Origin of the sequence: Caballeronia sp. INML2 (genome assembly GCF_023631365.1) — a bacterium.
Taxonomy (GTDB): Bacteria; Pseudomonadota; Gammaproteobacteria; order Burkholderiales; family Burkholderiaceae; genus Caballeronia; species Caballeronia turbans.
Window position 1 is genome coordinate 36,719 of sequence record NZ_JALQDH010000010.1, and the last position, 24,313, is coordinate 61,031.

Here is a 24,313-nt window from a genome sequence, read left to right on the forward strand (position 1 = left end):
CTAGGACGCGGCGCCTTTACAAGAACTTGGGGCCCCCGAATGTACCAATACGATCAGATCGACCAACGCATCGTCGACGAACGTGTCGCGCAGTACGCTGACCAGGTCCGCCGCCGACTGTCGGGCGAATTGACCGAAGAGGAATTCCGTCCGCTGCGCCTGCAAAACGGCCTCTACATGCAGCGTCACGCGTACATGCACCGCATCGCGATTCCGTACGGCAACCTGCGCAGCGACCAGCTCCGCATGCTCGCCACCATCGCGCGCGAGCACGACCGCGGCTACGGCCACTTCTCGACGCGCACGAACATCCAGTTCAACTGGGTCGAGCTCGAAGAGACGCCGGAAATCCTGCGCAAGCTCGCCTCGGTGCAGATGCACGCGATCCAGACCTCGGGCAATTGCATTCGCAACATCACGGCCGACCAGTTCGCCGGCGTCGCGCCCGACGAGCAGGTCGATCCGCGTCCGTGGTCGGAAATCCTGCGTCAGTGGTCCACGTTCCATCCGGAATTCGCGTGGTTGCCGCGCAAGTTCAAGATCGCCGTGAACGGTTCGGCGGAAGATCGCGCGGCCGTGCAGGTCCACGACCTCGGCGTGTATCTGAAGAAGAACGCGCGGGGCGAAGTCGTGATGGACATCCTCGCGGGCGGCGGTCTCGGCCGCACGCCGATCGTCGGCGCGATCATCAAGCGCGATCTGCCGTGGCAACACCTGATCACGTATTGCGAAGCCGTGCTGCGCGTGTACAACCGCTACGGCCGCCGCGACAACATGTACAAGGCGCGCATCAAGATTCTCGTGAAGGCGCTGTCGCCGGAGAAGTTCTCGAAGCAGGTCGAGGAAGAGTGGCAGCATCTGAAGGACGGCCCCTCGACGCTCACGCAGGAAGAAGTCGATCGCGTGTCGACGTTCTTCGCGCCGCCTGCCTACGAAAAGTTGGCGGACACGGACGCTTCGTTCGAAAAGCATCTGATCGACGACAAGCCGTTCGCGCGCTGGGTCGAGCGTAACGTGCGTCCGCACAAGGTACCGGGCTATGCGGCGGTGACGCTGTCGCTGAAGCAGCGTCACATCGCGCCGGGCGACGCCACCGACAAGCAGATGGACGACGTCGCCACGCTCGCCGACGAATTCTCGTTCGGTGAAATCCGCGTGTCGCACGAGCAGAACCTGATTCTCGCGAACGTGAAGAAGCGCGACCTGTACACCGTGTGGGAACGCGCGAAGGCGCTCGGTTTCGCGACCGCGAACATCGGCCTTCTGACCGACATCATCGCGTGCCCGGGCGGCGACTTCTGCTCGCTCGCGAACGCGAAGTCGATCCCGATTGCGCTCGCGATTCAAGACCGTTTCAACGATCTCGACTACGTGCACGATCTCGGCGACCTGTCGCTGAACATTTCGGGCTGCATCAACGCGTGCGGTCATCACCACGTCGGCAACATCGGCATTCTGGGCGTCGATAAGGACGGCTCGGAGTGGTATCAGGTGACGCTCGGCGGCGAGCAAAGCTCGGGCGCGACCGGCGCGCATCTCGGCAAGGTGATCGGCCCGTCGTTCTCGGCCGAAGAGATGCCCGATGTGATCTCGCAAGTGATCGACACGTTCGTCGACAACCGCATCGAAGGCGAGCGCTTCATCGAGACGTTCGGCCGCATCGGCATGGCGCCGTTCAAGGAGCGCGTGTACGCATCGCGCCAGGCTCACGCTTAAGGATTTCAAATGACGTTGATCATCAAGAACCGCGCCGTCGTCGAAGACCATTTCACCGTCGTGCGTGCCGCCGAAGACGGCGCGTTGCCCGCTGTCGATGCGCTGCCCGCCGGCAAGGTCATCGTGCCGTTCGCGCTGTGGAAGGAGCACAAGTCGGCAATCGTCGCATCGCGCCCGAAGGAAGACATCGGCGTCTGGCTCGCGCCGGATGATGAACCCGCCGATCTCGCGCCGGACTTCGGCCAGCTTTCCGTGATCGCGGTCGACTTCCCGGTGTTCCGCGATGGCCGCGGCTTCTCCATCGGCCGTCTGCTGCGCGAGCGTTATCAGTGGACGGGCGAGCTGCGCGCGATCGGCGACGTGCTGCGCGACCAGGTGCTGTTCCATTCGCGTTGCGGCTTCGACGCATTCGCGGTGCGCGCGGACAAGGACATCAACGACGCGCTGAACGCGTTCAACGAGTTCACCGAGCTGTACCAGGGCGCGACCGACAATCTCGAACCGCTGTTCCGCCGTCGCGCGGCACTCGTGGCAGCGCTTGGAGCCTGATGCATGACGCCAGAATTGCAAGCCAAGGTTGAACGCCTCGATGCGCTGCTCGATTCCATCGCAGCACGCCACGAACGCGTCAAGCTAGCCAGCAGCCTCGCCGCCGAAGACATGGTGCTCACGCACGCCATTCTGTCGCGCGGTGTGAAGATTGGCATCTTCTCGCTGAACACGGGCCGCCTGCATGCGGAAACGCTCGGCATGCTCGACACCGTGAAGGCACGCTACGGCTACGACATCGAGCAGTTCCATCCGCAGCAGGACGCGGTCGACACCTACGTGCGCGATCATGGCCTGAACGCGTTTTACGAAAGCATTGATCTGCGCAAGGGCTGCTGCCATATCCGCAAGGTCGAGCCGCTCAATCGCGCGCTGTCGGATGTGTCCGCGTGGGTGACGGGCCAGCGTCGCGAGCAGTCGGTGACGCGCGCCGAGCTGCACGAGGAAGAGCACGACGCGCCGCGCGGCATCGCGAAGTTCAATCCGCTCGCGGACTGGACCGAAACGGATGTGTGGGATTACCTGAAGGCCTTCGATGTCCCGGTGAATCCGCTGCATGCGCGCGGCTATCCGAGCATCGGCTGCGAGCCCTGCACGCGCGCGGTGCGCCCCGGCGAAGACAGCCGGGCGGGCCGCTGGTGGTGGGAATCGCGCGATACGAAGGAATGCGGCCTGCACATCACGAACATCAAGATCGTCGAGGAAGCTCCGAGCTCGACGATTTAAGGCGCGCAAGACGCCGCATCACCCCCTGTCATTGAACGCATCGTCGCCGTGGAAACTGCATGACGCTGCATAAAAAAGGATCGACGAACATGAGCACGACGCTCGACTCAACCGTCACCGCACCGATCGCCAACAAGGCGACCCGCATGGATCACCTGGACTGGCTCGAAGCCGAGTCGATCCACATCATTCGCGAACTTGTCGCGGAATGCAGCAAGCCCGCGCTCCTGTTTTCGGGCGGCAAGGATTCGGTCGTCGTGCTGCATCTCGCGCTCAAGGCGTTCGGTCTCGGCGCGGGCCGCAAGACTCAGTTGCCGTTCCCGCTGGTTCATATCGACACGGGTCACAACTTCCAGGAAGTGATCGACTTCCGCGATCGCCGCGCGGCGGAAATCGGCGCGGAACTGGTTGTCGGCCATGTCGAGGATTCGATCAAAAAGGGCACCGTGCGCCTGCGCCGCGAGACGGATTCGCGCAACGCCGCGCAAGCGGTGACGCTGCTCGAAACCATCGAGGAATACGGCTACACGGCGATGATCGGCGGTGCGCGCCGCGACGAAGAGAAGGCGCGTGCGAAGGAGCGCATCTTCTCGTTCCGCGACGAATTCGGCCAGTGGGACCCGAAGGCCCAGCGCCCGGAACTGTGGAGCATCTATAACGCGCGGCTGCATGCGGGCGAGCATCTGCGCGTGTTCCCGATCTCGAACTGGACCGAACTCGACGTGTGGCAATACATCGCCCGCGAGAAGCTCGAACTGCCGTCGATCTACTACGCGCATGAGCGCGAGATCGTGCGCCGCAACGGCCTGCTCGTGCCGGTGACGCCGTTGACGCCGGTGCGTGAGGGCGAGGCCGCCGAGATCGCGCAGGTGCGCTTCCGTACGGTCGGCGACATCAGTTGCACGTGCCCGGTCGCGAGCGATGCCGACGATGTCGAGAAGATCATCGCCGAAACCGCCGTGACGGAAATCACCGAGCGCGGCGCGACGCGCATGGACGACCAGGCATCCGAAGCCGCGATGGAACAGCGCAAGAAGCAAGGTTATTTCTAAGCCACACGCCCCCGAGGAACGAAAGAATCATGAGCATCTATCAAGCTGAAGACCTGGGCGTGTTGCGCTTCATCACGGCGGGCAGCGTCGACGACGGCAAGAGCACGCTGATCGGCCGTCTGCTGTACGACAGCAAGGCTGTGCTGTCGGACCAGTTGTCCGCGATTTCGCGCGCGAAGAACAAGCGCACGGTGGGCGATGAAATCGATCTGTCTCTGTTGACGGACGGGCTGGAAGCCGAGCGCGAGCAGGGCATCACCATCGACGTCGCGTACCGCTATTTCGCGACCGCCAAGCGCAAATTCATCATTGCCGATACGCCGGGCCACGAGCAGTACACGCGCAACATGGTGACGGGCGCATCGACGGCGCATGCCGCGATCATTCTCGTCGACGCCACGCGCGTCACCTTCGAGAACGGCGTCGCGCAACTGTTGCCGCAGACGAAGCGCCATAGCGCGATCGTCAAGCTGCTCGGCCTGCAGCACGCGATCGTCGCGATCAACAAGATGGATCTGGTCGATTACAGCGAAGCGCGTTTCAACGAGATCCGCGATGCGTATGTCACGCTCGCGCATCAGCTCGGTCTGTCGAATGTGCGCTTCGTGCCCGTGTCGGCGCTCAAGGGCGACAACATCGTGACGGCGAGCGAGCGCATGCCGTGGTATGCGGGCGAACCGCTGCTCGATCTGCTCGAGTCGCTGCCGGTCGCGCAGCCGAACGATCAGGCGCTGCGCTTCCCGGTGCAGTGGGTCGCGCGTCAGGACGGCTCGCAGGCCGACGATTTCCGCGGCTACATGGGCCGTGTCGAGGCGGGCGAAGTGCGCGTCGGCGATGCGATTCTCGTGCTGCCGGCCAATCGTGAAGCGACCGTCGCCGAGATCATCGCGCCGGTGCCGGGCGGCGTGGCGCCCGTCGATCGCGCGTTTGCGGGCCAGACGGTGACCATTCGCCTGACGGAGGACGTCGACGTGTCGCGCGGCGACACCTTCGTTCCCAATGTCGCCAACGCGGCGCACAGGGTCGAACCGGCGAAGAAGCTCGAAGCGGACATCTGCTGGTTCGACGAAGAGCCGCTCTCGCCGCAGCGCAAGTACCTGCTGAAGCAGACGACCAACACGGTGTTCGCGCGCGTCGACGCGGTGAAGCAGGTGCTGGATGTGCATACGCTGTCGCATTCGGTCGATCGCAATACGCTTGCGATGAACGATATCGGCCGCGTGGCGCTCACGCTGCAAAAGCCGATCGTCGCGGACGAGTACGATACGCATCAGGGAACCGGCGCGTTCGTGTTGATCGACGAAGCGACGCATCACACGGTCGCGGCCGGTATGATTCGTGCAATCTCTGCATGAGCCATCTGAGCACACGAGTTGATCGATGAAAGCTATGGGTAAGGTCTATCTGATCGGAGCGGGACCGGGCGCGGCGGATCTCATCACCGTGCGCGGCATGCGTTTGCTGGAGCAGGCGGATGTCGTCTTGCACGACGCGCTCGTGGAACCGGCGATGCTGGATTACGCGCCGAACGCGAAGAAGATTGCCGTCGGCAAGCGCTGTGGACAGCGCTCGACGGCCCAGCACTTCATCAACAAGCAAATCGTCGATGCGGCGCTGGAGCACGGCATCGTCGTGCGTCTGAAGGGCGGCGATCCGATGCTCTTCGGTCGCGCCGACGAGGAAATGCGCGCGCTCGAAGCGGCCGGCATCGAGTTCGAAGTGGTGCCGGGCATTACGGCGGCGCTCGCGAGCGCCGCGACGCTCAAGCGTTCGCTGACCTTGCGCGGCGTAGCGCGCAGCGTCGCGATGGCGACTCATTCGCGCGCCCCCGACAGCGATGAGATCCGCGAGCAGGCAAAGGCGGATTCGCTCGTGTTCTATATGGGCCGCGACAGCGCGCCGGATATCGCGCAGCAGTTGATCGACGCGGGCCGCCCGGGCTCGACGCCGGTGGCGATCGTCGAGGCATGCAGCACGCCGCGTGAGCGCACGCTGACAATGACGCTGGCGCGCATGGCGCTGGGCGAGGCGCAGGAATGGCTGGATCCGTCGCAGCCGAGTTTGCTGATGATCGGCGAGGCGTTTCGCGAGCGTGCATCGGCGAAGCCGAAGGTGCATTTGAAGGGGATGCAGGCGGCGGCTTGATGTCGGTTCGATCGGCCCATAAGCGAAGAGCGCACCGGAGACGGTGCGCTTTTTTTTGAACCGCGATAGCCGAACGGCCAACGATGAACTACCGGGCAACCTGCCGCAAACAATACTGCGCCACCGCATCCAGCACCGCGTCGTCCTCCCCGACGGCCGTCGCGCAGGCAATGACGACATCCGGATGCGCCGCCTGGCACCTGTCGACGATTTCCGGTAAATCCCTTCTCACATGCCCGCCTTGCCCGAAGAACACCGGCACCACGGTAATCGCATTGCAGCCATCGGCGGCTAGCTGATCGACCGCAGCAGGCAGATCCGGCGACATCAACTCGAGAAAAGCCAGCGAAACCGGTTCGTCACGCGCGCCGCGCAACTTCGCGGCAAGCCGTTCGAACGGCTCGGCCCAACGCGGATCGCGCGCGCCGTGACCGAACAGGATGATGCCGTGCGTCTTCATTGCGCGCTCCTCGCAGGAAACGTCAGTGCCGCTCCACCCACTTGAGGCCCACGAGCCCGATCGCGAGATAGGCGAGGGCGGGCGCCGCCGCGGTGATCGGCGCGGGCCACGTGTTCAGATTGCCGATATGCGAAAACAGCGTGTTGAACAGCTGAAAGCTCATGCCGATCATGATGCCGCCGAACACCTTCACGCCGACCACGCCCGCGCGCGTATGCAGATACGCGAACGGCAGCGACAGAATCAGCATCACGAACACCGCGAACGGATAAAGGATCTTGCGCCAGAACGCGATCTGATACCGCTGTGCATCCTGATGATTCTCCGTCAGATGCTGGATATAGCGGAACAGATTGAACATCGACATCCGATCCGGCGACACCAGCAACACGGACAGAATCTGTGGTGTCAGCTCCGAACGCAACGAATACTCGGGCAGCGTTGTTTGCGTCGCGCGATAGACCGGGTTCAGCGTGTCGCCGGGGTTGACCGCCTGCGGCGGCGCATCGTTCAGTTGAGTGTCGGTGACGCCCGTGAGCTTCCAGTGACCCGGCGGCTGGTACACGCCGCTTTTCGCAATGCGCACATTCGTCAGCCGGAACTTCGAATCGAACTCGTAGATGCGCACGTTGGCGATCGTCGTGTCGGGATTCAATGTGCCGACGTTGACGAAGCGCGTGACCTGCTCGCCGTTCTCTTTCGCCGTCAGGGTGTCCTTCACCCACACGCCCGACTGAAAATTCGACGACACGGACGACCCGAGCGCCTCCAGCCGCACGCGCTCGGACAACTGGTCCGTGTAAGGCCCGACCACTTCGCCGATGAGATACGTGACGAGCACGAGCGGGATGCCGATCTTCAGGAGCGAGCGCAGCGCGGCGGCGGTCGAGAGTCCCGAGACGCGAAAGATCGTGAACTCCGAAGCCGCCGCCATCTGCGCGAACACGTAGATGGCAGAAATGAGCGCGGCGACCGGAATGATCTCGTAGAAGCGCGAAGGCGTCTGCAGCGCGACGCGCAGCACCGCGAGCGTGAACTTGTAGTTGCCGTGCCCGACCGTGTTCAGTTCGTTGATCAGGTCGAAGAAGAAGAACAGGCCCGAGAACGCGAACAGAATGAAGATGAACGCGAGATAAATCTGGCGCGCGAAATATCGTTCGTAGATGCGCATCGCGTCAGGCCCCCTTCGACAGCGACGGGAGCTTGAAGAGCGGCCGGTTGCGAATCCGCAGCCAGAAGATGAACGCGACGAGTGCCCCAACGGCGATGTGCAGCCCGACGATACCCACGCCGAACGACAGCTTGCCCTGCTCGATCCACGATTGCACGACGTTCAGCAGGTTCGAATACGTCAGGTAGATCAGCACCGCCATCACGAGATTGATCGTGCGGCTGCGGCGCGGGTTCTGATACGAAAGCGGGATGGCGAGCAGCATCAGGTTGATGGCGATGAGCGGCAGTCCCATGCGCCACGCGAATTCGGCGAGATTTTCCTTGGTCGGATTGGCGAGCAGATCCGGCGTGTAGATGCCCGTTGTGGTCGGCGTATTCACGACCTGGCGACTCATTATCTTCACACCGTAACGCTCGAACTCCATGATGCGGAAGTTTGGCTGGCCGGGTTCGCCGTCGTATCGGCGGCCGTTGTCGAGCACGATGAAGCGGTCGCCGTCGGGGCGCGTTTCCGTGTGACCGTTCTTCGAGACGATCACGTTGACCTTGCCGCCTTCCGTGCTCGTCACGAACACATTCTCGACGTGGCCCTGATCCGGCGACATCTTCTCGATGAAGAACACACGATGGCTCGACGGCGATTCGCGGAACTGCCCCGGCGCGAGCAGCGACACTTCATCGCGCTGCTGAAAGCGCTGCTTGATGAGCTTGCTCTGCTGGTTCGACCACGGCCAGCCGACGAACGCGAAGAACATGATGAGGATGATGATCGGCGTGGAGAACACGGCGATCGGCTTGATGAGCTGTGTCTGACTGACGCCCGATGCGAGCCACACGACCATTTCCGAGTCGCGATACCAGCGCGTGAGCACGAACAGAATGGAGACGAACAGCGTCACGATCAGCATGACCGCGAGATAACCGATGACGGTGAGCCCGATCAGCACGACGACGTCTTTCGGGTCGATCTGACCTTGCGCCGCGAAGCCGACGATGCGGATCATCATCGTCGTGAGCATGATCGTGAGCAGCACCATGAACACGGCGCCGGCCGTGTACGCGAGTTCGCGCTGCAGGGAGCGTTCGAAGATCATTGAATTTTTGCTTGGAGCCGGCGGGGATGCGGAAATCTGGCGCGCATCTCGTGGCTTACGGGAAGGGTATTCGCTTACCCTCACGCCGCCTGCCTGTGACCGCCGCGGAAAAAATAGCGGATAATTGCGGCTTTCATCCTTCAGCCAAGATTTTATCCGAGGATAAGCGCGATGGACTTTAGCATAAAAGCCTGTGATTGGAGCAAAGGCGAGGCAAATGGTTTCCTTACCGGGAAGTCGGATGTCATCGTGCTCGGCATCTTCGAAGCACAGACTCTCACGGGCGCCGCACGCGACATGGACGTCGCGACCAAAGGCCTGATCTCGCGCGTGGTCAAAGCCGGCGACATGAGCGGCCGCGCGGGCACGACCTTGATGGTGCCCGAAGTCACCGGCATCGGCGCATCGCGCGTGCTGCTCGTCGGTCTCGGCAAGCAGGACGCCTTCAATCAGAAAGCCTATGGCGAAGCCGTGCGCGCCGCATGGCGCGTGGTGCTCGGCTCGAAGATCGGTCAGGCGACGTTCACGCTCGCGCAACTGCCGATCCAGGAACGCACCGGCGACTGGGCCGTGCGCGCCGCGATCCTCGCGCTGCGCGAGCTGACCTACAAGTTCACGCAGATGAAGAGCAAGCCCGACAACGGCGCGCGCTCGCTCAAGAAGGTCGTGTTCAGCATCGATTCCGCCGACGAGAAAGCCGCCAAGGTCGCGCTGAAGCAGGGCGTCGCGATTGCGAACGGCATGGATCTCACGCGCGATCTCGGCAATCTGCCGCCGAACGTCTGCACGCCGACCTATCTCGGCCAGACGGCGAAGAAGCTCGGCCGCGACTTCAAGCTGAAGGTCGAAGTGCTCGGCCAGAAGCAGATCGAAGCGCTCAACATGGGCTCGTTCCTGTCGGTCGCGAAAGGCTCGATCGAGCCGCCGCAATTCATCGTCATGCAGTACCAGGGCGCGGGTGCGGCCGCGAAGGGCAAGAACGCGCCGGTCGTGCTGGTCGGCAAGGGCATCACGTTCGATTCGGGCGGCATCTCGATCAAGCCGGGCGAGGCGATGGACGAGATGAAATACGACATGTGCGGCGCGGGCTCGGTGTTCGGCACGATGCGCGCCGTTGCCGAAATGGGTCTGAAGCTCAACGTGATCGGCGTGATCCCGACCTGCGAGAACATGCCCGCGGGCAACGCGGTGAAGCCGGGCGACATCATCACGGCGATGAACGGCACGACGATCGAAGTGCTCAACACCGACGCCGAAGGCCGCCTCATCCTGTGCGACGCGCTGACGTACGCGGAGCGCTTCAAGCCCGCCGCCGTGGTCGATATCGCGACGTTGACGGGCGCGTGCATCATCGCGCTGGGTCACCACAACACGGGCCTCTTCTCGAAGGACGATGCGCTTGCGGGCGAACTGCTCGACGCGTCGCGCGAGGCGGTCGATCCGGCCTGGCGACTGCCGCTCGACGACGAATACCAGGATCAGCTCAAGTCGAATTTCGCGGATGTCGCGAACATCGGCGGGCGGCCGGCGGGCAGCGTGACGGCGGCGTGCTTCCTGTCGCGCTTTGCGACGGCTTATCCGTGGGCGCACCTCGATATCGCCGGAACCGCCTGGAAGAGCGGCGCCGCGAAGGGCGCGACGGGCCGTCCCGTGCCGCTGCTCTCGCAGTTCCTGATCGATCGCGCGGGCGCTTGAAGCAGGCATGACGCGCATCGACTTTCATACGAATGTCGGCGATCCGCTCGCGTACGCCTGCCGCCTCGCGCGCAAGGCGTACCTCAGCGGCAAGCCGCTCGTCGTGCTCGCCGAACCGCAGCGCCTCGCCGCGTTCGACGAGCAGTTGTGGAGCTTCCAGCCGCTCGAGTTCGTGCCGCACTGCATGGCGCAGAGCCCGCTCGCGGACGACACGCCCGTCGTGCTCACGTCGAATCTGGACGAAGCGCCGCATCATCAGGTGCTCGTGAATCTCGGCGCGCCGGTGCCTGCGCAGTTCGCGCGTTTCGAGCGGCTCGTGGAGATCGTCGGCAGCGAGGGCGATGAACTCGCTGCGGGCCGTGAGCGGTATCGCTTCTATCGCGATCGCGGCTATGTCATCGAGACGCACAATCAGGGCGGTTGAGCGCACAGAGGCCGCGCCTCTGCTGCACTAAGCTCTGCTGAGAAATGGCGGTTCGCAATAGATCGGAATCAGCGCCGATGCGCGAACGCTGGTCGACAGGAGACCTTTGAACATGACCGACAAGCCCGAATCCTTCGATTCGTCCATCCCCGTTCTGACCGATGTCGTCGTGCCCGGCAAGCCCGAGTACGCGCGCGCGCGCGCCGCCGATGAAGCCGCGATCGAATACGATGCGCAGCGGATCGCCGAGCGGCTGAACGGCCGCTTCACGACTTTCCTGACGGGCGATGCGCGCGCGCTGATCGAAGACCGCTGCCGCGAAGTGCTGCGTGAGCAATCGACGCAACTCGTTTCGGCGATCACGCGCGAAGTCGCGATGGCGCTGGAAGGCCGCATGAGCGAATGGGTGCGCGACGCGGTCGAGGATGAGTTGCGGCGGCAGCGCGGCGAATGAGCGCGGTGTAACGCGCATACGGCACACGAAACAAAGGGGCGCACGCGCGCCCCTTCTTCAATCCGGTCACGCCCGATTCACCCCGTCACCGCGCCCTTGTTAGCCGGCTGCGCAAGCGCCGCGAACTTCGCCAGCACGCCGCGGGTGTACTTCGGCGCGGGCTGCTTCCACGCGGCGCGGCGGCGCGCGAGTTCCGCATCCTCCACGTTCAGTTGCAATAGCAGCTTGTGCGCGTCGATCGTGATCGAATCGCCTTCCTGCACGAGCGCGATGGTGCCGCCCGCGTAAGCTTCCGGCGCCACATGGCCGACCACCATCCCCCACGTGCCGCCCGAGAAGCGCCCGTCCGTGATGAAGCCGACCGATTCTCCCAGCCCCTTGCCGATGATCGCCGATGTCGGCGCGAGCATCTCCGGCATGCCCGGGCCGCCGACCGGGCCGAGATAGCGCAGCACGAGAATATCGCCAGCCTTGATCTTGTCGGCGAGGATCGCGTCCATCGCGCTTTGCTCGTCGTTGAATACGCGCGCGGGGCCGGTGATGACCGGATTCTTCAGGCCCGTGATCTTCGCCACCGCGCCGTCCTCCGCGAGATTACCGCGCAGGATCGCCAGATGCCCTTCCTTGTAAAGCGCCTGTTCGATCGGGAAGATGACCTTCTGATCCGCACGCGGTTTGCCCGGCACGTCCTTCAGTTCTTCGGCGATCGTGCGCCCCGTGATCGTCATGCAGTCGCCGTGCAGAAGGCCTGCGTCGAGCAGGATCCTCAGCACTTGCGGGATGCCGCCGGCCTTGTGCAGATCGGTGGCGACGTACTGGCCCGACGGCTTCAGATCGCAGATGACCGGCACTTTCTTGCGCATGCGCTCGAAGTCGTCGATGCTCCATTCCACTTCCGCGGCATGTGCGATCGCCAGATAGTGCAGCACGGCGTTGGTCGAGCCGCCCGTCGCCATGATCAGCGCGACTGCGTTTTCGATCGACTTCTTCGTGATGATGTCGCGCGGCTTCAAATCCTTCTTCACCGCCTCGACGAGCACGCGCGCCGATTCCGCGGCTGAGTCGACCTTCTCCTGGTCGGGATTCGCCATCGTCGACGAGTACATCAGCGACATGCCGAGCGCCTCGAACGACGAGCTCATCGTGTTCGCCGTGTACATTCCGCCGCACGAGCCGGTCGTCGGGCACGCGTTTTTTTCGACGCCCTTGAAGTCCTCTTCCGACATGCGGCCCGCCGTGAATTCGCCGACCGCCTCGAACGACGACACGATCGTAAGATCCTTGCCCTTCCAGTTGCCGGGGCGGATCGTGCCACCGTACACGTAGATCGACGGCACGTTCATGCGCGCCATGCCGATCATGCCGCCCGGCATGTTCTTGTCGCAACCGCCGATCACGACGACGCCGTCCATCCACTGGCCCTGCACCGCGGTTTCGACGCAGTCCGCGATCACCTCGCGCGACACGAGCGAGTACTTCATGCCTTCGGTGCCCATCGACATGCCGTCGGAGATCGTCGGCGTGCCGAAAATCTGCGGGTTCGCATCCGACTTTTTGATCGATTCGACGGCGGCATCCGCGAGGCGCTGCAGGCCCGCGTTGCACGGCGTGATGGTCGAGTGCCCGTTCGCGACGCCGATCATCGGCTTGTCGAAGTCTTCTTCCTTGTAGCCGAGCGCGTAATACATCGAACGATTGGGCGAACGCGCGACGCCCTGGGTGATGTGCTTCGAGCGACGATTGAAGGCCATGATGTGCTCCGTGAGGGGACGTTTTTGCTCTAGTGCAGCAAGCATGCAACCCCTGCGATGTGTCTGTCCAATATATTATTCAGGGCTTATTAGGTCGCAAAGAATATCAATGGAGCAGAGAAACCCGCCCATCGAACTGCGTCTGTTGCGCTACTTCGTAACGGTCGCCGAAGAGATGCACTTCGGTCGCGCCGCCGCGCGTCTCGCGATGACGCAGCCGCCGCTCTCGCAGGCGATCCGCGCGCTGGAAGACGCGCTCGGCGTCGCGCTTTTCGTGCGCACGAAACGGACCGTGGAGCTGACGCCCGTCGGCAAGGACCTGCTGCCGGAAGTCCGCCGCCTGCTTGCAAGCGCCGATGCGCTGCGTCCGCTCGCGCAATCGCTCGCGCGCGGCGAGGCGGGCGTGCTGTCACTCGCGTTCGTCTCCACCGCCGATTACGGCCTTTTGCCGGCGCTGCTGCGCGAGTTCGGCGCGCGCTATCCCGGCGTGCGGCTGCAACTCACCGAGGCGACGAGCGACGTGCAGATCGAGGAACTCGTCGCCGGGCGCATCGACGCGGGCCTGGTAATTCCGCCGCTGCCGCCGCGCCATGCCACGTCGCTCTCGTATGTGTCCGTAGCGCGCGAGCCGCTCGTCATTGCGATGTCCGCCGATGCTGCGCAGGACCTGGGGCAGGGCGCCGACGAATGGGCCGATACGCCCGTCGATCTGCACGATCTCGCCGCCGCGCCGCTCGTCGTCTTTCCGAGGCGTCTCGCGCCGGGTTTGTATGACATCATCATGGGCTGCTACGGCGCGGCCGGCCTCACGCCGCGCATCGGCCAGGAGGCGATCCAGATGCAGACCATCGTGAGCCTCGTGTCCGCCGGCATGGGCGTGGCGCTCGTGCCGCATTCGCTGCGTCATCTGCGGCGCACGGGTGTCGTGTATCGTCCTCTGCGCCCGCTGAACGCGTCGGCGATGCTCGTCGAAACCGGCCTCGTCTGGCGCGCGGCTGAAGTGAGCCCGGTGCTCGCGGGGTTCATCGAGATCGTTCGTTCGCGGGCCGAAACTGCGGGTTCGGTATGATTCGCCCTTGTAGTTCGCTCAAGCTCCCACATCAGAATGCTCATACATCCCAATTTCGATCCCGTCGCGATTCATCTCGGACCGCTCGCCGTGCGCTGGTACGGCCTTATGTATCTGGTGGCGTTCATATCGGCCATCGTCATCGGCCGGCTGCGTCTGCGCCTGCCTTACGTGGCGGCGCAGGGCTGGACCGCCAAGGACATCGACGACATGCTGTTTTATGGCGTCCTCGGCACGATCCTCGGCGGGCGCATCGGCTACGTGATCTTCTACAAGGCGAGCTATTACGCGGCGCATCCGCTCGACATCTTCAAGGTGTGGGAAGGCGGGATGTCGTTTCACGGCGGCTTTCTCGGCGTGACGCTCGCGATGGTGCTGTTCGCGTATCACCGCAAGCGCACCTGGCTGCAGGTAACGGATTTCGTCGCGCCGATGGTGCCGCTCGGTCTTGCGGCGGGGCGTCTCGGCAACTTCATCAATGGCGAGTTGTGGGGCCGCGTGACGAGCCCGAACGCGCCGTGGGCGATGCTCTTCCAGAGCTCGACGAACGACGACGCGATCTGGCTTGCGAAGAATCCGCAACTCGACGCGCAATACCATCTCACGGAAATCTTCCAGCGCTATCACATGCTGCCGCGTCATCCGTCGCAACTGTACGAGATCGCGCTCGAAGGACTCGTGCTGTTCATCGTGATCTGGACGTTTTCGCGCAAGCAGCGTCCCGTCGGCGCGATCTCCGCGCTGTTTCTGATCGGTTATGGACTGGCGCGCTTCACTGTGGAATTCGCGCGTGAGCCGGACGACTATCTCGGCCTTCTCGCGCTCGGCCTCTCGATGGGCCAATGGCTCTCGCTGCCGATGATCATCGTGGGCGTGCTGGTGATGGTGTGGGCGTACAAGCGCAATCTGCGCCTGCCGCCCGAATCCGCGAAAGCCTGAGCTTTGCGGGGCAGCACGCCCCGCATCGTTCAACGCCCCATCTGCACCGAACCGGAGACGTCGACGGTCACTGTCGTCGTGCCGGCTTCCATCGCGATGGGGGCGGCCATCTTCGCATCGGCGCTCATCGCGCGCGATTGCATCATCATGACCGGGCGCGGCTGAACGCCGCTATGTCCGACGTTCACTTCCCGAATCGTGTAATTGCTGTAGCCGAACCCTTGCGCGGCGGCTTGCGCCTGCTTGCGGAACGAATCGATGGCTTGCGTGACGAGCTTCTGCTCGGCCGCGCGCTGCGCCTCGGGCGACAGCGAGAACGCGACGCTGCCTACCTGCATCGACGAGCTCATCTTGCCCGCGAGCTTCGACGCCGCCGCGAAGTCATGCGATTCGAGCACGACTTCCGTGCGGCCTCGCCATGCGGAGATCTTGCCGTCACGGTCCGTTGCCGGATACACGGTGAATGAGCCGCTCTTCGCGGTCACGCCGTCGACGCCCCTCGCTTCGCGCAAGGCGGCCTCGGCGCGCTGATTGAGCGTACTGGTGAGAGACGAGGGATCGGCCGCTTCCTGCTCGTAGAAGAGCGTGATGTTGACGACATCCTGCGGCACTTGCGCGCTTGCCTGTGCCGAAAGAGAAAGCACGCCTGAAGGCTGCGGCTGCGTGATGACCGTTTGCGCGGCGGCCGTTTGGGAAAGCGTGAACGCTGCGCCCGACATCGCGAGGAGCGCGAGCGCGGCAGCGGTTTTCTTGTTGATCATCGAAGGACTCCGAACGCGGGATATCGCGTGATTCGCGACGGGATTTAGGCGCGGCCTTCGTGTCGTAAGTTCCTTGTTAGACGAGTTGTTCGGTAATAAATCGCCACTGCGCTTCTGTTACCGGCGTGATCGACAGGCGATTGCCGCGCGCGAGCACCTGCATGTCCGCGAGCGCCTCATGCTCGCGCAACGTGGCGAGAGAAATGAGCGGCGTCTTCTTCACGAACTCGACATCGACGAGCATCCAGCGCGGCGTTTCCTGCGTGGACTTGGGATCGTAGTAATCGCTCTTCGGATCGAACTGAGTGGGATCGGGATACGCCGTCGAGCACACTTTCGCGATGCCCGCGATGCCAGGCTCCGGACAACTCGAATGATAGAAAAGCACACCGTCGCCGAGCTGCATCTGATCGCGCATGAAGTTGCGCGCCTGATAGTTGCGCACGCCCGTCCACGGCAAGGTTTTATTCGGCGCGTGCGCGAGGTGATCGATGCTCGCTTCGTCCGGTTCGGACTTCATCAGCCAGTAGCGCATGATGGTTCGCTATGCGGAAATCGTCGATGCAAATGAAAACGGCATCGGAAAAACCGATGCCGTTTCTTGAATGGGTCCCCGCCACGGCCGCTAGGCCGGCATCCTGAACCTGGGTTCAAGATTGGTCGCGGTAAGCAACACTTCGGGTACATCGGACTAGCGACGCGCGCGCCCGTGCTGCAAGGTTCCGCAACCGTGCCAATGTAGCATTGGTTCAAGGAATATATGACCTTGGCGAACCAGGCAGGGAACCGTCACTCTACACCAATCGTTTGCCTTATGCAGCCTCTCGGGAGCAAATCGGCAGTTTCTTTTTTCGATTGATATTGCGTGCTGATTGACTCAGCGCGCAGACGTCTCACTGCGCTTCATACTGCGCAATGACCGCGCCCAGTTGTTCGTTCATCGAATGCATCGTGCGGCGGATTTCCTCGGCGGGGAAGGCCTCGCCGTGACGCACGCTGTCCTGCAGCTTAAGCAATTCCGACGCCAGCGAAAGCGCTGCCATCACCGCGATGCGATCCGTGCCGCGCACGCTGCTCGCATTACGCACCTTGTTCATCTCGGCATCGACGCGCGCGACGGCTTCGCGCAATGCGCCTTCCGTTTCCGGCGAGCACGCGAGGCGATACGGCTGCCCGAGAATGGATACTTCGATCTGCGTGGTCGTCATGCCTTCTCTCCTTGATGATGCTCGCCGTGCAATTCCGCTTCCTGTGCTTCCCGGGAATCGGCGTCGAGGAGATCGAGTTGATTGTCGGATTCGGCATGTTGCGCGGACTTCGCGCGGGGCAGCTTTTCGAGAATGGCGTTGAGGCGTACTTGCGCGTCGTCGATTTTCGCGGAGAGCGAGTCGCGTTCGGATTGCAGCGTATCGCGCTCTTCACGCACTTGCGCAAGTTCGGCCTGCACGTTCGCATAGTCGGCGCGCAGTTGTTCGAGTTGTTCTTGCAGCGCCTGACGCGCCTGATTGTGGCGCTCGCTGATCTGGATCAGCCGGCCGATATTTCCTGACAGTGATTCGAGTTCGTTGAGCATGTGCTGCGTCCTCTAAAGACCTCGCATTTTAGCGCGGTTCAACGGAGCTTCCGATAATTGTCTCGTTTCGAGACGTAACAGCATGCGATCTCGCGCTTAATCCTTCGAATCAAGCGCATGTCGCCATGCATTCGTGTGCAGAAAAGGCGAGCGCTGGTCATCGCTCGTGGGGACAGGCCGGCCGATTCTCGTTCGATTCGTCATGTGCCGCGCTACTCTGTCCGTGCCGTTTTCTTGACGGCCCCAACCCGCGCTCCTACACTTGCCGCACTTTTTGGTGCTCGCATTCGCGGATCTCGCGGATGCAGTCAAACGGGAAACAGGGAGCGAAGTCTCCGAAGTCCGACCGGGACCCACCCGGGATGAGCCAACCTGTGCTGCCCCCGCAACGGTAAGCGACCGCAACGCAAGTTGCAAGTCGTCTCATGCGCGTTTTTGCAGCGCAAACGTGTGGATTTTCATCACACCGGGTTTGTTATTCGAATCCACTGCAAGAAACGTGTCGACGCCACTGCGCACGATGCGCGGGAAGGCGAGACGATCCGTCGTCAGCCCGGATACCGGCCAGAGTTCGACGCATCGGCGCTCAATGCGCAAGTGCGTTCGTCGCGCATCGTCCTCGCGGGGAGCGGGGTCGCGCTCATGCGAAACGGAACTTCACTCATGGTATTGCCACAGGCCGCGCTCAAGAACGGCCCCACTCGTCATGTCGCGCTCGTTGCAGCGGTCTTCGGCTCGGCGCTCCCCGGCGCGGCGCACGCCGCCGACGGCGCCTCGCAAACGCTTGCCCCAGTCGTCGTCACCGCGACGCGCGCGCCGCAGCCGCTCGCCGAATCGATCCCGCAGACATCGGCGTTCGATGAACAGGACATCGCCGATGCCAACGCCGACGATGCGCTCGGCCTCGTCGCGCTCGCGCCCGGCGTGCAGGTCACGCGCAACGGCGGACCGGGCGCGAATTCGGGCGTCTACATACGCGGCGCGGCGTCGTCGCAATCGCTCGTTCTGATCGATGGCGTGCGCGTCGAATCGGTGTCGCTCGGCGCGGCGCAGCTATCGCAATTGATGCTCGATGAGATCGGGCGCGTCGAGGTCGTGAACGGCAATGTATCGGCGTTGTACGGCTCGAATGCGATTGGCGGGGTCGTGCAGATCTTCACCAGGGAAGGCGAGCCGCATCCGCCGCGCTTCGCTTTCGAGGCCGAGTACGGCAGCTATCACACGCAGCGTCAATCGGCGGGCGTGAACGGCGCGCTCGACAAGGACGGCCGCACGACCTTCAGCCTGAACGTGTCACGCGAAAAGACCGATGGATTCTCGTCGATCGATCCGGCGATCGCGCCCGGCGCGAATCCTAACGCGAACGGCTATCTGAACGAGAGCGTCGCGGCGACGCTGCGCCACCGGTTCAGCGACAAGTGGGATGCGGGCGTGCGCTTCATGCAATCGAACGGCATCGACAGTTTCGACGATGCCTACGGCCAGCCATCCGACATCAACGAAGCGCACGATCGCGTGCGTTCGGCGTCGGTGTTCGCGAATGGCAGGATCACCGACAACTGGACCACGCACTTCACGGTCGCGCAGGGGCAGGATCGCGCGAATATCGAGCAGAACGGCGTCTATACGAGCCGCTTCGACTCGGAGAATCGGCAATACACGTGGCAGAACGATTTCAGGATCACCGATGCGCACACGCTGTTGTCCGGTTACGAGCATCTCGATCAGACGCTCGATTCCGACCAGTTCACGGCGCCCGATCGTCACGTGAATTCGGTGTTCGCGGGCTACGTGGGGCACATCGGCGCGAACGATTTGCAGGCGAATCTGCGGCACGATCAGTATTCCGATTTCGGCGGCGCGAACAGCTACTATCTGGGCTACGCATATCACTTCGATGCGCACTGGAAGGCGAGCGCGAGCTATGCGGCTTCGTTTCGCGCGCCGAGCTTCGACGACCTCTACTATCCGTTCAGCGGCAATCCGTCGATCCAGCCGGAGCGCAGCCATTCGGTCGAGGCGGCGTTGCAGTACGCATCGAATGCGCTCGGCGTGATGCGCGTGACGCTGTTCCAGACGCGCTATTCGAATCTGATCGACTATGTTTCCGACGGCGGGTTCTACTATGTCGCGCAGAACGTCGGGCGCGCGAAAGTGCAGGGCATCGAGGGATCGTGGGCGGGACATGTCGGCGCAACCGACGTGCGCGCGGGCGTCACGTTCCAGAATCCCGTCGACGAGACGAATCACGAGGATCTGACGCGGCGCGCGCGGCATTTCGCGACGCTCACGGTGCATCGCACGATCGCGCGCTGGCGCGTCGGCGGCGAGTGGATCATGAGCGGAGAGCGCCACGATTACGATTCGACGCTCGCGGGTTACGGCATCGTGAATCTTTCGGCGCGCTATGACGTCTCGAAGTCGTGGTACGTCACAGCGCGCATCGACAACCTGTTCGACAAGGACTATGAACTTGCGTACTCGTACAACACGCCGCGGCGCGGCGCCTATATCACGCTCGGCTGGCATCCGTCGTGAGCAACGCGCCTGAGTGTCTCCAGCGTGCGCGTGCGATGAACGCGAGCCGCGCGGCCGCGATCTGGATCGCGCTCGCCGTGGCGACGTTCATCGTGCTCGTCGCGTCGCTCGCGATGGGCAGTGTCGCGTTGCCCATGTCGCGTGCGCTCGGCGCGCTCGTTCGCTCGCACGCCGCGATGCCCGATATCGCCGATGAGATCGTGCTCACCTTGCGGCTGCCGCGCGCGCTCGCGGGCTTCGCATCGGGCGCGCTGCTCGCGATGGCGGGTGCGCTGCTGCAAGTGCTGTTGCGCAATCCGCTCGCGGAGCCGTACGTGCTCGGCGTATCCGGCGGCGCCGCGACGTTCGCGCTTGCCGCGATGCTCGCATCGGTGCCGTGGTGGGGCGTCGATATCGCGGCGTGCGCGGGCGCGTTCGCATCGATCGTCGTCGTGCTCGGACTCGCGCGCAAGGATCTCAGGCAGAGCGCTCAGGATGCGTCGCCGCGACTATTGCTCACGGGCGTCGTGATCGCATCGGGATGGGGCGCGCTGATCACGCTGATGCTGAGCATCGCGCCCGAGAACCGGCTGCGCGGCATGATCTTCTGGCTGACGGGCGATCTCAATGGCGCGGCTGCGCCGTGGCCTGCGTTGATTGCGCTCGCTGTCGCGCTCGTCGCCATCGTTCCTGTCGCGCCGCAATTGAACGTGCTTCTGCGCGGCGATGCCACCGCGCGTGCGCTCGGCGTGCCGGTCGAACGATTGCGCCTGCGTGTGTATCTCGTCGCGTCGATCGCCGCGGCGGCTGCGGTGACGACGGCGGGAACCATCGGCTTCGTCGGCCTCGTCGTGCCGCATCTGCTGCGCCTCGCGTTCGGCAACGATCAGCGCATGCTCGTGCCCGCCGCCGCGCTCGCGGGCGGCCTCGCCGTGATGGCCGCCGATCTGGCCGCGCGCACCGTGATCGCGCCCGCGCAGTTGCCGGTGGGCGTCGTCACGGCGCTGATCGGCGTGCCGATGTTCCTGTGGATGCTCTTGCGGAGAGCGCGATGACCTTGCAACTCGATGCCGTCGTGATTCGCGCGGGCGCGCGCACGCTCATCGGCGGTCTCACGCAGACGATATCGACGGGCGAAGTATGGTGCATCGCCGGGCCGAACGGCGCGGGCAAGACGACGCTCATCAACGTGCTCGCGGGTCTCTCGAAACCGGCGTCAGGCCGCGTGTCGCTCGATGGCCGCGCACTCGCGTCATGGCGCGCGGCGGACCTCGCACGCGCGCGCGCGCTGATGCCCCAAGCCATGCACGACGCCTTCAGCGCGACCGTGCTCGACACCGTATTGCTCAACCGCTTTCCCTATCTCACCGGCTGGGGTTGGGAGAACGAAGACGACCGCAGCGCCGCGCGCGCCGCGCTCGACACGCTCGGCCTCGCGTCCTTCGCCTCGCGCGACGTGCTGACGCTCTCGGGTGGCGAACGCCAGCGCGTTGCCTTGGCTGCCGTGCTGTGCCAGAACGCACCGTGCCTGTTGCTCGACGAACCGCTTTCGCATCTCGACCTGCGTCATCAGATCGACTGCCTGCATACGTTGTGCGACACCGCGCGCGAGCACAAGCGCACCGTAATCTTCTCGTGCCACGATCTGAACCTTGCGCGCCGTTTCGCGACGCATGCGCTCCTGCTCGACGGCAACGGCGCCGCTCACGCGGGCCTCGTCGCCGACGTCCTCACGCCCGAACGCGCGGGCGCGGCATTCGGCTATCCGCTCGCGCTCATCCGCGACGGCGAGCATGAAGCGCTCGTGCCTTCCATTCATCGCCCCTGAAAGGAATTTCGATGTCCTCGTTCAACGACATCCCGCTGCCCCGCGCACTCGACCGCGCACTCGAAGCCGAACTGCGCCGCGTCATCGACATGAAGACGAAGCCGCCCGGCAGTCTCGGGCGGCTCGAATCCCTCGCGCTGCAAATGGGCCTGATCCAGCGCGCGACCAGGCCGCGCATCGAGCGTCCCGCGATGATCGTCTTCGCCGGCGATCACGGCATCGCGAAGGAGGGCGTGAGTTCGTATCCGCAGGAAGTGACGGCGCAGATGGTCGCGAATTTCTTGAGCGGCGGCGCGGCGATCAACGCGTTGTCGCGCTCGGTCGGCATGTCGCTCGAAGTCGTCGATGCGGGTGTCGCGACGCCGATTCCCATCGACCACGGGTACGAACGCCTGTCGCTGGGACTCGGCACGCGCAACTTCGCGCGGGAGCCCGCGATGTCGCGCGAGACCGCGCTCGAAGGCATCGCGCGCGGCGCGGCGCGCGTGCGGCATCACGCGTCGCTCGGCACGAACGTGATCGGCTTCGGCGAGATGGGCATCGCGAATACATCGGCGGCGGCGTGTCTGATGAGCCGCTTGTGCGATCTGCCGATCGGCGAGTGCGTCGGCCGCGGCACGGGTCTCGACGACCATGGCCTCGCGCACAAGCGCGATGTGCTCGGCCGCGCGCTCGCGCTGCATCGCGAAGGCGATGCGATCGACACGCTCGCGACCTTCGGCGGCTTCGAAATCGCGATGATCACGGGCGCGTATCTCGCCGCCGCATGCGAAGGCATGACGATCTTGGTCGATGGCTTCATCGCGACATCGGCGTTGCTCGTGGCCGCGAAGATCGCGCCCGAGGTGCTCGAGTACTGCGTGTTCGCGCATGCGTCGAACGAAACGGGGCATCGGCGCATGCTCGCGCATTTCGATGCCGCGCCGCTCTTGCAACTCGATCTGCGGCTCGGCGAAGGCACGGGCGCGGCGCTCGCGTTGCCGATCCTGCGCGCGGCCGTCGCGTTCGTCGACGAGATGGCGAGCTTCGAGTCGGCCGGTGTGTCGAACAAAGCCGGTTGAGATGCGTCCCCTCGACGAACTGCGCTACTTCTTCACCGCGCTCGGCTATTTCACGCGCGTGCCGGTGCCGCGTTGGGTCGGCTTCGAGCGCGAGTATCTGAACGCGGCGGCGCGTTACTTTCCGCTCGTCGGCGCGATGGTCGGCGGCGTCGCGGCGCTCGTCTATCTCGCGACGTTGCGCGTGTTTCCCGCGGGCGTCGCAGTGCTGTTATCGATGGCCGCGACGCTCGTCATGACCGGCGCGTTCCATGAAGACGGACTCGCCGATTGCGTCGATGCGTTCGGCGGCGCGTACACGCGCGAGGATGCGCTGCGCATCATGCACGACTCGCGCATCGGCGCATTCGGCGCGATTGCACTCGTGATCGCGCTCGCTTTGAAATGGCAGACGCTCACCGCGCTGCCGCCGCAACGCGTCGCGTGGACGATGATCGCCGCGCACGCCGCGAGCCGCGCGTTCGCGATCAGCTATCTCGTCACGCTCGACTACGTGCGCGCCGAGGGCAAGGCCAAACCGGTCGCGCAGCGCATGAGCGCTGCGTCGTTCGCGCTCGCGCTCGTGTTCGGCGTGCCCTGGCTTTTCGTGATCGACTGGAAGCTCGCGTGCGTCACGATCGTCGCGCTGATCGTTTTGCGCTTCTTTATCGGGCGATACTTCGTGCGTCGCATCGGCGGCTATACGGGCGATTGCCTGGGATTCGCGCAGCAAGTGTTCGAAATCGCGATCTATCTCATCGGGCTCGCATGGATCTCGTCCTGATTCGACATCCAGAAGTCGCCATCGAAGCGGGCGTGTGCTATGGCCAGACCGATGTGCCCTTGCGCCACGATGTGCGCGATCTCGCCGGCGCATTGACGGCGCGCATGAAGGCGCTGGACGTTCCGGCGTGCGTGGACGGATGGCATGCGAGTCCGCTCGAGCGATGCGCGTCGCTGGCGCGTGTCCTTTCAGCCGATGCGCATATCGATGCGCGTCTCATGGAGATGCACTTCGGCGCGTGGGAAGGCCGCGCGTGGGACACGATCGATCGCGCGCTCATCGATGCCTGGGCCGCCGATGTCGAACATGCGTGTCCGCACGGCGGTGAGAGTCTCGCGCAGTTCGCGCAACGCGTTATCGCATGGTTCGACGCGGCGTGTGTCGATAAGAACGCCGTGCATGCCGTCGCTCATGCGGGCGTCGTGCGTGTGCTTGCGGCGCATCTTCTCGGCATCGCGCGTGAGAGCGCGCTGCAATGGCCGCTCGATTTCGGCGGGCTCGCGTGGTTCAGGCGCGTGCGCGGGCAGTGGCTGCTTGTGCGGTGGAATGCTTAGGCTTTCGGCGCT

25 protein-coding genes, 1 other RNA gene and 1 riboswitch are annotated in these 24,313 nt (G+C 63.9%); of the genes, 17 read left to right on the forward strand and 9 right to left on the reverse strand.

Features of this window, described 5'->3' with window-relative positions; all coding sequences use genetic code 11:
• The first annotated feature begins 39 nt into the window (after positions 1-39).
• From NCT32_RS03005 to cobA, 6 genes are all read left to right on the forward strand, one after another.
• A complete protein-coding gene (locus tag NCT32_RS03005; RefSeq protein ID WP_061118781.1) occupies positions 40-1,716 on the forward strand; it encodes a nitrite/sulfite reductase in 1,677 nt (558 codons plus the stop codon).
• A 9-nt stretch (positions 1,717-1,725) separates the two neighbouring features.
• On the forward strand, positions 1,726-2,265 hold the full coding sequence (locus NCT32_RS03010) for a DUF934 domain-containing protein (RefSeq protein ID WP_061118782.1): 540 nt from the start codon (positions 1,726-1,728) through the stop codon (positions 2,263-2,265).
• 3 nt (positions 2,266-2,268) lie between these two features.
• Positions 2,269-2,991 (forward strand): phosphoadenylyl-sulfate reductase, encoded by a 723-nt coding sequence (locus NCT32_RS03015; RefSeq protein ID WP_061118783.1) that lies wholly within the window; start codon positions 2,269-2,271, stop codon positions 2,989-2,991.
• A gap of 89 nt (positions 2,992-3,080) precedes the next feature.
• A complete protein-coding gene (gene cysD / locus NCT32_RS03020; protein WP_061118902.1) occupies positions 3,081-4,043 on the forward strand; it encodes a sulfate adenylyltransferase subunit CysD in 963 nt (320 codons plus the stop codon).
• Positions 4,044-4,072: 29 nt separating this feature from the next.
• Positions 4,073-5,398, forward strand: coding sequence for a GTP-binding protein (locus NCT32_RS03025; protein WP_284508479.1), 1,326 nt, complete (start codon positions 4,073-4,075; stop codon positions 5,396-5,398).
• Between the two features lie 34 nt (positions 5,399-5,432).
• Positions 5,433-6,188, forward strand: a complete 756-nt coding sequence (gene cobA, locus NCT32_RS03030; RefSeq protein WP_250489916.1) for a uroporphyrinogen-III C-methyltransferase — start codon at positions 5,433-5,435, stop codon at positions 6,186-6,188.
• 88 nt (positions 6,189-6,276) lie between these two features.
• Here the strand turns inward: cobA and NCT32_RS03035 are convergent, their stop codons facing one another.
• From NCT32_RS03035 to lptF, 3 genes are read right to left on the reverse strand one after another with little or no spacing between them, the layout of a single operon-like run.
• A complete protein-coding gene (locus NCT32_RS03035) occupies positions 6,277-6,648 on the reverse strand; it encodes a sirohydrochlorin chelatase (protein WP_061118786.1) in 372 nt (123 codons plus the stop codon).
• Between the two features lie 22 nt (positions 6,649-6,670).
• Positions 6,671-7,819, reverse strand: a complete 1,149-nt coding sequence (gene lptG / locus NCT32_RS03040) for an LPS export ABC transporter permease LptG (RefSeq protein WP_061118787.1) — start codon at positions 7,817-7,819, stop codon at positions 6,671-6,673.
• A 4-nt stretch (positions 7,820-7,823) separates the two neighbouring features.
• Positions 7,824-8,915, reverse strand: a complete 1,092-nt coding sequence (gene lptF / locus NCT32_RS03045; protein WP_061118788.1) for an LPS export ABC transporter permease LptF — start codon at positions 8,913-8,915, stop codon at positions 7,824-7,826.
• 171 nt (positions 8,916-9,086) lie between these two features.
• Here lptF and NCT32_RS03050 point away from each other — a divergent pair, with 171 nt between their 5' ends.
• The 3 genes from NCT32_RS03050 to NCT32_RS03060 all read left to right on the forward strand — a co-directional run bounded on the left by NCT32_RS03050 (position 9,087) and on the right by NCT32_RS03060 (position 11,488).
• Positions 9,087-10,610, forward strand: coding sequence for a leucyl aminopeptidase (locus tag NCT32_RS03050; protein ID WP_061118789.1), 1,524 nt, complete (start codon positions 9,087-9,089; stop codon positions 10,608-10,610).
• A gap of 7 nt (positions 10,611-10,617) precedes the next feature.
• Complete coding sequence (locus NCT32_RS03055; protein ID WP_061118790.1) at positions 10,618-11,034, forward strand: DNA polymerase III subunit chi; 417 nt, start codon at positions 10,618-10,620, stop codon at positions 11,032-11,034.
• Positions 11,035-11,146: 112 nt separating this feature from the next.
• Complete coding sequence (locus NCT32_RS03060) at positions 11,147-11,488, forward strand: DUF2486 family protein (RefSeq protein WP_061118791.1); 342 nt, start codon at positions 11,147-11,149, stop codon at positions 11,486-11,488.
• A 77-nt stretch (positions 11,489-11,565) separates the two neighbouring features.
• Here the strand turns inward: NCT32_RS03060 and ilvD are convergent, their stop codons facing one another.
• On the reverse strand, positions 11,566-13,239 hold the full coding sequence (ilvD, locus tag NCT32_RS03065) for a dihydroxy-acid dehydratase (protein WP_061118792.1): 1,674 nt from the start codon (positions 13,237-13,239) through the stop codon (positions 11,566-11,568).
• Between the two features lie 109 nt (positions 13,240-13,348).
• Between ilvD and NCT32_RS03070 the strand changes: the two genes are divergently transcribed.
• Together NCT32_RS03070 and lgt are read left to right on the forward strand one after the other, a co-directional pair.
• Positions 13,349-14,308 (forward strand): LysR family transcriptional regulator, encoded by a 960-nt coding sequence (locus NCT32_RS03070; protein ID WP_061118793.1) that lies wholly within the window; start codon positions 13,349-13,351, stop codon positions 14,306-14,308.
• Positions 14,309-14,344: 36 nt separating this feature from the next.
• Positions 14,345-15,247 carry a prolipoprotein diacylglyceryl transferase gene (gene lgt / locus NCT32_RS03075; protein WP_061118794.1) on the forward strand — a complete coding sequence of 301 codons (903 nt, stop codon included), beginning with the start codon at positions 14,345-14,347 and terminating at the stop codon, positions 15,245-15,247.
• Between the two features lie 29 nt (positions 15,248-15,276).
• On the opposite strand, the gene NCT32_RS03080 is transcribed toward lgt, so the two are convergent.
• The 5 genes from NCT32_RS03080 to NCT32_RS03100 form a co-directional block, all read right to left on the reverse strand.
• Positions 15,277-16,008: an SIMPL domain-containing protein gene (locus NCT32_RS03080; protein WP_284503654.1), complete on the reverse strand. Its 732-nt coding sequence runs from the start codon at positions 16,006-16,008 to the stop codon at positions 15,277-15,279.
• 76 nt (positions 16,009-16,084) lie between these two features.
• Positions 16,085-16,543: an EVE domain-containing protein gene (locus NCT32_RS03085; RefSeq protein ID WP_061118795.1), complete on the reverse strand. Its 459-nt coding sequence runs from the start codon at positions 16,541-16,543 to the stop codon at positions 16,085-16,087.
• Positions 16,544-16,614: 71 nt separating this feature from the next.
• Positions 16,615-16,796: non-coding RNA, 6S RNA (ssrS, locus tag NCT32_RS03090), on the reverse strand.
• A 105-nt stretch (positions 16,797-16,901) separates the two neighbouring features.
• Entirely contained in the window at positions 16,902-17,216 is a 315-nt protein-coding gene (locus NCT32_RS03095; protein ID WP_061118796.1) for a cell division protein ZapA, read from the reverse strand.
• Entirely contained in the window at positions 17,213-17,581 is a 369-nt protein-coding gene (locus NCT32_RS03100) for a hypothetical protein (protein ID WP_061118797.1), read from the reverse strand. Before NCT32_RS03100 ends, NCT32_RS03095 begins: the two co-directional genes overlap by 4 nt.
• 258 nt (positions 17,582-17,839) lie before the next feature.
• Positions 17,840-18,165, forward strand: a riboswitch (cobalamin riboswitch).
• A gap of 79 nt (positions 18,166-18,244) precedes the next feature.
• Here NCT32_RS03100 and NCT32_RS03105 point away from each other — a divergent pair.
• Genes NCT32_RS03105 through cobC form a run of 6 tightly spaced genes read left to right on the forward strand, consistent with a single transcriptional unit; the run spans position 18,245 to position 24,301 of the window.
• Positions 18,245-20,119 (forward strand): TonB-dependent receptor domain-containing protein, encoded by a 1,875-nt coding sequence (locus NCT32_RS03105; RefSeq protein ID WP_061118904.1) that lies wholly within the window; start codon positions 18,245-18,247, stop codon positions 20,117-20,119.
• Positions 20,120-20,154: 35 nt separating this feature from the next.
• Positions 20,155-21,153, forward strand: a complete 999-nt coding sequence (locus tag NCT32_RS03110) for an iron ABC transporter permease (RefSeq protein ID WP_061118905.1) — start codon at positions 20,155-20,157, stop codon at positions 21,151-21,153.
• A complete protein-coding gene (locus NCT32_RS03115) occupies positions 21,150-21,926 on the forward strand; it encodes an ABC transporter ATP-binding protein (protein ID WP_250476404.1) in 777 nt (258 codons plus the stop codon). The genes NCT32_RS03110 and NCT32_RS03115 overlap by 4 nt, the downstream gene beginning before the upstream one ends.
• An 11-nt stretch (positions 21,927-21,937) precedes the next feature.
• Positions 21,938-22,987: a nicotinate-nucleotide--dimethylbenzimidazole phosphoribosyltransferase gene (gene cobT / locus NCT32_RS03120; protein WP_061118799.1), complete on the forward strand. Its 1,050-nt coding sequence runs from the start codon at positions 21,938-21,940 to the stop codon at positions 22,985-22,987.
• A gap of 1 nt (position 22,988) precedes the next feature.
• Entirely contained in the window at positions 22,989-23,747 is a 759-nt protein-coding gene (locus tag NCT32_RS03125) for an adenosylcobinamide-GDP ribazoletransferase (protein ID WP_061118800.1), read from the forward strand.
• On the forward strand, positions 23,732-24,301 hold the full coding sequence (gene cobC, locus NCT32_RS03130; protein WP_061118801.1) for an alpha-ribazole phosphatase family protein: 570 nt from the start codon (positions 23,732-23,734) through the stop codon (positions 24,299-24,301). Before NCT32_RS03125 ends, cobC begins: the two co-directional genes overlap by 16 nt.
• Positions 24,302-24,313 lie beyond the last annotated feature (12 nt).

Coding starts and splice junctions, on each gene's coding strand:
- NCT32_RS03005 (WP_061118781.1), top strand. CDS start 40: ATGTACCAATACGATCAGATCGACCAACGCATCGTCGACGAACGTGTC.
- NCT32_RS03010 (WP_061118782.1), top strand. CDS start 1,726: ATGACGTTGATCATCAAGAACCGCGCCGTCGTCGAAGACCATTTCACC.
- NCT32_RS03015 (WP_061118783.1), top strand. CDS start 2,269: ATGACGCCAGAATTGCAAGCCAAGGTTGAACGCCTCGATGCGCTGCTC.
- cysD (WP_061118902.1), top strand. CDS start 3,081: ATGAGCACGACGCTCGACTCAACCGTCACCGCACCGATCGCCAACAAG.
- NCT32_RS03025 (WP_284508479.1), top strand. CDS start 4,073: ATGAGCATCTATCAAGCTGAAGACCTGGGCGTGTTGCGCTTCATCACG.
- cobA (WP_250489916.1), top strand. CDS start 5,433: ATGGGTAAGGTCTATCTGATCGGAGCGGGACCGGGCGCGGCGGATCTC.
- NCT32_RS03035 (WP_061118786.1), bottom strand. CDS start 6,648: ATGAAGACGCACGGCATCATCCTGTTCGGTCACGGCGCGCGCGATCCG.
- lptG (WP_061118787.1), bottom strand. CDS start 7,819: ATGCGCATCTACGAACGATATTTCGCGCGCCAGATTTATCTCGCGTTC.
- lptF (WP_061118788.1), bottom strand. CDS start 8,915: ATGATCTTCGAACGCTCCCTGCAGCGCGAACTCGCGTACACGGCCGGC.
- NCT32_RS03050 (WP_061118789.1), top strand. CDS start 9,087: ATGGACTTTAGCATAAAAGCCTGTGATTGGAGCAAAGGCGAGGCAAAT.
- NCT32_RS03055 (WP_061118790.1), top strand. CDS start 10,618: ATGACGCGCATCGACTTTCATACGAATGTCGGCGATCCGCTCGCGTAC.
- NCT32_RS03060 (WP_061118791.1), top strand. CDS start 11,147: ATGACCGACAAGCCCGAATCCTTCGATTCGTCCATCCCCGTTCTGACC.
- ilvD (WP_061118792.1), bottom strand. CDS start 13,239: ATGGCCTTCAATCGTCGCTCGAAGCACATCACCCAGGGCGTCGCGCGT.
- NCT32_RS03070 (WP_061118793.1), top strand. CDS start 13,349: ATGGAGCAGAGAAACCCGCCCATCGAACTGCGTCTGTTGCGCTACTTC.
- lgt (WP_061118794.1), top strand. CDS start 14,345: ATGCTCATACATCCCAATTTCGATCCCGTCGCGATTCATCTCGGACCG.
- NCT32_RS03080 (WP_284503654.1), bottom strand. CDS start 16,008: ATGATCAACAAGAAAACCGCTGCCGCGCTCGCGCTCCTCGCGATGTCG.
- NCT32_RS03085 (WP_061118795.1), bottom strand. CDS start 16,543: ATGCGCTACTGGCTGATGAAGTCCGAACCGGACGAAGCGAGCATCGAT.
- NCT32_RS03095 (WP_061118796.1), bottom strand. CDS start 17,216: ATGACGACCACGCAGATCGAAGTATCCATTCTCGGGCAGCCGTATCGC.
- NCT32_RS03100 (WP_061118797.1), bottom strand. CDS start 17,581: ATGCTCAACGAACTCGAATCACTGTCAGGAAATATCGGCCGGCTGATC.
- NCT32_RS03105 (WP_061118904.1), top strand. CDS start 18,245: ATGGTATTGCCACAGGCCGCGCTCAAGAACGGCCCCACTCGTCATGTC.
- NCT32_RS03110 (WP_061118905.1), top strand. CDS start 20,155: ATGAACGCGAGCCGCGCGGCCGCGATCTGGATCGCGCTCGCCGTGGCG.
- NCT32_RS03115 (WP_250476404.1), top strand. CDS start 21,150: ATGACCTTGCAACTCGATGCCGTCGTGATTCGCGCGGGCGCGCGCACG.
- cobT (WP_061118799.1), top strand. CDS start 21,938: ATGTCCTCGTTCAACGACATCCCGCTGCCCCGCGCACTCGACCGCGCA.
- NCT32_RS03125 (WP_061118800.1), top strand. CDS start 22,989: ATGCGTCCCCTCGACGAACTGCGCTACTTCTTCACCGCGCTCGGCTAT.
- cobC (WP_061118801.1), top strand. CDS start 23,732: ATGGATCTCGTCCTGATTCGACATCCAGAAGTCGCCATCGAAGCGGGC.